Source organism: Candidatus Eisenbacteria bacterium, from assembly GCA_013140805.1.
Taxonomy (GTDB): Bacteria; Eisenbacteria; RBG-16-71-46; order RBG-16-71-46; family RBG-16-71-46; genus JABFRW01.
In genome coordinates, this window is sequence record JABFRW010000192.1 from 1 (window position 1) to 3,935 (window position 3,935).

Sequence of the window (3,935 nt, forward strand, 5' to 3'; positions counted from 1 at the left end):
GCCGGCGCCACGCGCGACTCGCTCTACGAAGCCGAGCTGCGCATCGTGAGCGACGACGCCCCGCTGCCGGGCGCGGGCGGTCAGCCCGACCTGGTGGTCACGCTGCGCGCGCAGCTCACGCCCGGCGAGGCGGTGGGCGTGGGCGGCACGGCGCTGCCGACCGCCACGCGGCTCTACCCGCCGTATCCGAATCCGCTGCGCGGCGCGAGCACGCTGCGCTTCGACCTCGCGCGGCGCTCGCACGTGACGCTCGCGGTATTCGATCTGACCGGTCGCCGCGTCGCGACGCTCGCCTCGCGAGCGTTCGAGCCGGGCGACCATCGCTTCCATTGGGACGGGCGCGGCGAGGATGGCCGCGCACTGGCAGGTGGCCTCTACTTCGTGCGGATCTCGGGCGATCAGGTGGCGACCGAGACCGCGCGTCTGGCGGTGATTCGATGAACATGGCCCGATTCGGAATGGACTTCGCACGTCGTGGAGCCGGCCTCTGCACGCTCGCGCTCGCCGCCGCAACCCTGATCGCGACACCCGCACACGCACTGCGCGTGGTGACCTGGAACCTGCTCAACTACGGCCCGCTCGGCAATACCGTCACGCCGCGTCAGGCCGCGTTTCGCACCGTCATGGAAGCCATCGACGCGGACGTGGTGATCCTGCAGGAACTCAAGGACTCGTTCTCCGCCGACTCGTTCGTGACCAACGTGCTCAACGTGGTGGAGCCCGGCGAGTGGGCGACCAGCGGCGAGCTCGACGTGCAATCGGCGGAGCTGATGGCGGTGTGCTGGAAGCCCGCGCGGCTCGCGGTTTCGAATGTGGCGGTGCTCGCCAACGCCGGACCGCGCGACATGCTCCAGGCGCTGATCAAGCCGGTCGGCACCCGCACCAACGCGGCATGGTTTCGGCTTTACGGATTCCATCTCAAAGCCGGCCAGACGGCGCCGGACTCCACCACGCGCCGACTCGAGTGCGCCGACATTCGCGCTCAGTTGAACACCGTGAATCCCGTGGTCGTCGGCTCGAACTTCGTGATCGGCGGCGACTCGAACTTCTATGGCGCATTCGAGGGCGGCTACATCCGGCTCACCGAGTCGCAGGCCGACAACGACGGGCGCTGCAAGGATTTCATCTCGCTGAGCGGGGACTGGGGCATGCCGACCTACGCGCCGTATCACACCCAGGCACCCTGTTCGTCGTGCCCGGTCTACTCACCGAGTCCCGGCTTCTCGGGCGGCGGCATGGACGATCGCTTCGACATCCTGCTGTCCTCGTACTCGCTGCAGGACGGCCTCGGCATGGACGTGATCAACACGTTCGCGTATGGCCAGGACGGCCTGCACTACAACTCGAACATCAACGGTGCGCCCACCAACTCAGCCGTCGGGCAGACAATCGCGAACGCGTTGTGGGCGACCTCCGATCATCTGCCGGTCGTGATGGACCTGCGGCTGCCGTCCGATATCGCGTCGGTCGCACCGGTGGCATTCGGTGACGTGCTGATCGGTGCGTCCGCCGCGCAGAACCTGGTGGTCGCCAACGCTGCGGTCGCACCCGCTGACGCGCTCGACTATTCGATCGCATCGCCGGCCGGCTTCAGCGCTCCGGCCGGGCCGTTCTCCGGCGCCGCCGGCAGCCCGCCGAACAACCACGCTGTCACCATGGACACCGCGAGCCCCGGCACCCGAAACGGCGATCTGGTGCTCACCACCGATGCGCCGGATTCGGCAACCGTCAACGTGCCTGCTTCGGGCCGCGTGCTCGCGCACGCCGTCGCGTCGCTCGACTCCGGGGCCGTTGTTCAAGGCGACACGCTCGACTTCGGTGCGTTGCCGGCGAGCTTCCCGGATCTCGAAGCGCGCATCCACAACCGCGGCTACGTCGCGCTGCAGGCGCGACTCGCGGTGAGTGGCGCCGTGATCACCGGCGGCGCCGGGCACTTCTCGATCGTGGGCGGGTTCACGCCACTGCTCCTCGCAGGAGTCGGCCACTCGCTGACTCTGCACTTCGACGACACGAACTCGACCGCCGATTCGACCTACGAAGCCACCCTCACGATCTCGAGCGGCGACGAGGCGCTGCCGGGCGCCGCGGCACAACCCGATCTGACGGTGCTGCTGCGCGCGCAGCGCACCGGTGGAGCCACCGGCGTGGGCGGGGAGCCCGCGCCCGCGCAGCTGGCATTGCTTGCGCCCCGTCCGAACCCCGCGCGTGGCGCGGTCGAGCTGGGCTTCGACCTTCCGCGGCGTGCGGCCGTCGACCTGGCGATCTTCGATCTGGGCGGACGCCGGGTCGCAACGCTCGCCTCGGGAAGTCTCGAAGCCGCGCGCCATCGCTTCCGCTGGGATGGTCGGGACCTTCAGGGCGGACGCGCGCCGGCGGGCCTTTACTTCGTGCGCCTCACCGCACTCGGCCACTCGCAGGCCGCTCGACTCGTGGTCCTCAACTGATCGAGAACCACTCGTCGCACCGGCATCAGCCGGATGATGGCTCGTCCGAGCGCCCGGCCCCGCCGGGCGCTCGCGGCGTCTCGAGCGGCACATACGCCCCGCACCGCAGCACCGGGAGCCGCGGATACTTGTCGTAGCGCGAATCGATCGCCGCGTATCTGCACAACCAGTAGGTGAGGTGCGCGGTCGGCACCGTGTGCGCGTGGCGACAGGTCCGACACAGCCCCACGCGGTCCCGCGGATCCGCCGCCTCGTTCACGACCTGCCGCCTCCCTGTGGGACCTGACCCAAACGCCGGGGAATCTGCGTCGAAGATCCTTACGGTTTCGGACTTCCGGGCCCCGCCAGCATGCCACAGTTTCATGCGCATGAAACCCGATGCGTTTGGCGTCCAAGGCGTTAGAGGCGAATACCCGAGCGTGGTACGGGCCTTGCGACATAGCCATCTCGAAGACGCTTCAAGTCGCTCCCCCACTCTCGAAAGGGTTTCTCGATGAAGAAGGTGACTCTCGCTGCGATCGCGCTGGTGCTGATGGCGGCGCCTGCATTCGCCTACGTGCAACCGGGCAGTCTGAACCAGAACGCACGCCTCGGGAACACGCAGAACGGGCACCGACAGGGGCAGGAAATGGACGGCGGCGGTTCGGGCTACAGGCGCGCCCCCGGCTCGGCGGTCACTCCCGGTACGGATCCGCTCGTCTCTCCGCGCGGAACCGATGGCGAGAACCCGACGCGTCCGGTTCCCGAGCCCGGCACCATGGCCATGGCGTCCATGGGACTGCTGGCGATCGGCGCTGCGCTGCGGCACAAGCGGGGTCACTGAGAAAGCGGGTAGGTCACACGGCGAGCCGAACTCCCCCTCGGCCCTCTGTGATCCTGGCGGCGGCGAGACCACTCTCGCCGCCGCTCCCTTTTTAGAGCCCGGGGTGCGGGCGGCGGCGGCCGCGATTAGACTGCTTCGCGCTGCCGCACACCTCCCACCCGCCGGTCTCACGTGACCCGATCGACTCGCCCGAACTCCAACGATCCGCGCCCCCTCGCTGCCCAGGCCTGGGAACGCGTGACGCTGCTGCTGGTCGCGGCACTCGCCGCCGTGCTCAGCGCCCTCGCGTTCGGGCCCCATCGAATCGGCGACTACTTTACCGAGACGGACTTCTACGGCGCCTACGCGATCGGTGCCCGCGCAATCCAGCACGGGCAGCTCGACGCCACCCGCTACGGCGTGATCGGTCCGGTCTACGAGCTGGTGCTGGCCCTGGTCGGGGCACTGACGGGCGACCTGCTGCGCGCAGCCGAGCTGATCTCGATCGTCAGCATGACGGCCGCGGTGTGGCTGACCACCCGACTGGTCGCTCGCCTCACCGATGCACGCATCGGCTGCGCGACCGCGGCGTTCCTGGTCGTCAACCCCACGCTCCTGCAATTCGGCTACTCGGCGACCACCGACGCGCTCGCGCTGGCGCTCGCCGCGGGCGCGTCGGTGGTCGCCGA

General features: G+C 69.2%; 5 protein-coding genes. 4 read left to right on the plus strand and 1 reads right to left on the minus strand.

The genetic code is table 11. From position 1 onward, the window contains the following. Positions 1 to 441 (plus strand): T9SS type A sorting domain-containing protein (locus HOP12_14635; GenBank protein NOT35378.1); only part of this gene is annotated, 441 nt, incomplete at its 5' end. Between the two features lie 2 nt (positions 442 to 443). Further along, positions 444 to 2,444: a choice-of-anchor D domain-containing protein gene (locus tag HOP12_14640; GenBank protein ID NOT35379.1), complete on the plus strand. Its 2,001-nt coding sequence runs from the start codon at positions 444 to 446 to the stop codon at positions 2,442 to 2,444. A 25-nt stretch (positions 2,445 to 2,469) separates the two neighbouring features. Here HOP12_14640 and HOP12_14645 read toward each other — a convergent pair whose 3' ends face one another. After that, positions 2,470 to 2,703: a hypothetical protein gene (locus HOP12_14645; GenBank protein NOT35380.1), complete on the minus strand. Its 234-nt coding sequence runs from the start codon at positions 2,701 to 2,703 to the stop codon at positions 2,470 to 2,472. 234 nt (positions 2,704 to 2,937) lie between these two features. On the opposite strand from HOP12_14645, the gene HOP12_14650 reads away from it, so the two are divergent. Together HOP12_14650 and HOP12_14655 are read left to right on the plus strand one after the other, a co-directional pair. After that, on the plus strand, positions 2,938 to 3,267 hold the full coding sequence (locus HOP12_14650) for a PEP-CTERM sorting domain-containing protein (GenBank protein NOT35381.1): 330 nt from the start codon (positions 2,938 to 2,940) through the stop codon (positions 3,265 to 3,267). A 171-nt stretch (positions 3,268 to 3,438) separates the two neighbouring features. Further along, on the plus strand, positions 3,439 to 3,935 hold a 497-nt coding region (locus tag HOP12_14655), incomplete at its 3' end, for a hypothetical protein (GenBank protein ID NOT35382.1).

Coding starts and splice junctions, on each gene's coding strand:
- HOP12_14640 (NOT35379.1), top strand. CDS start 444: ATGGCCCGATTCGGAATGGACTTCGCACGTCGTGGAGCCGGCCTCTGC.
- HOP12_14650 (NOT35381.1), top strand. CDS start 2,938: ATGAAGAAGGTGACTCTCGCTGCGATCGCGCTGGTGCTGATGGCGGCG.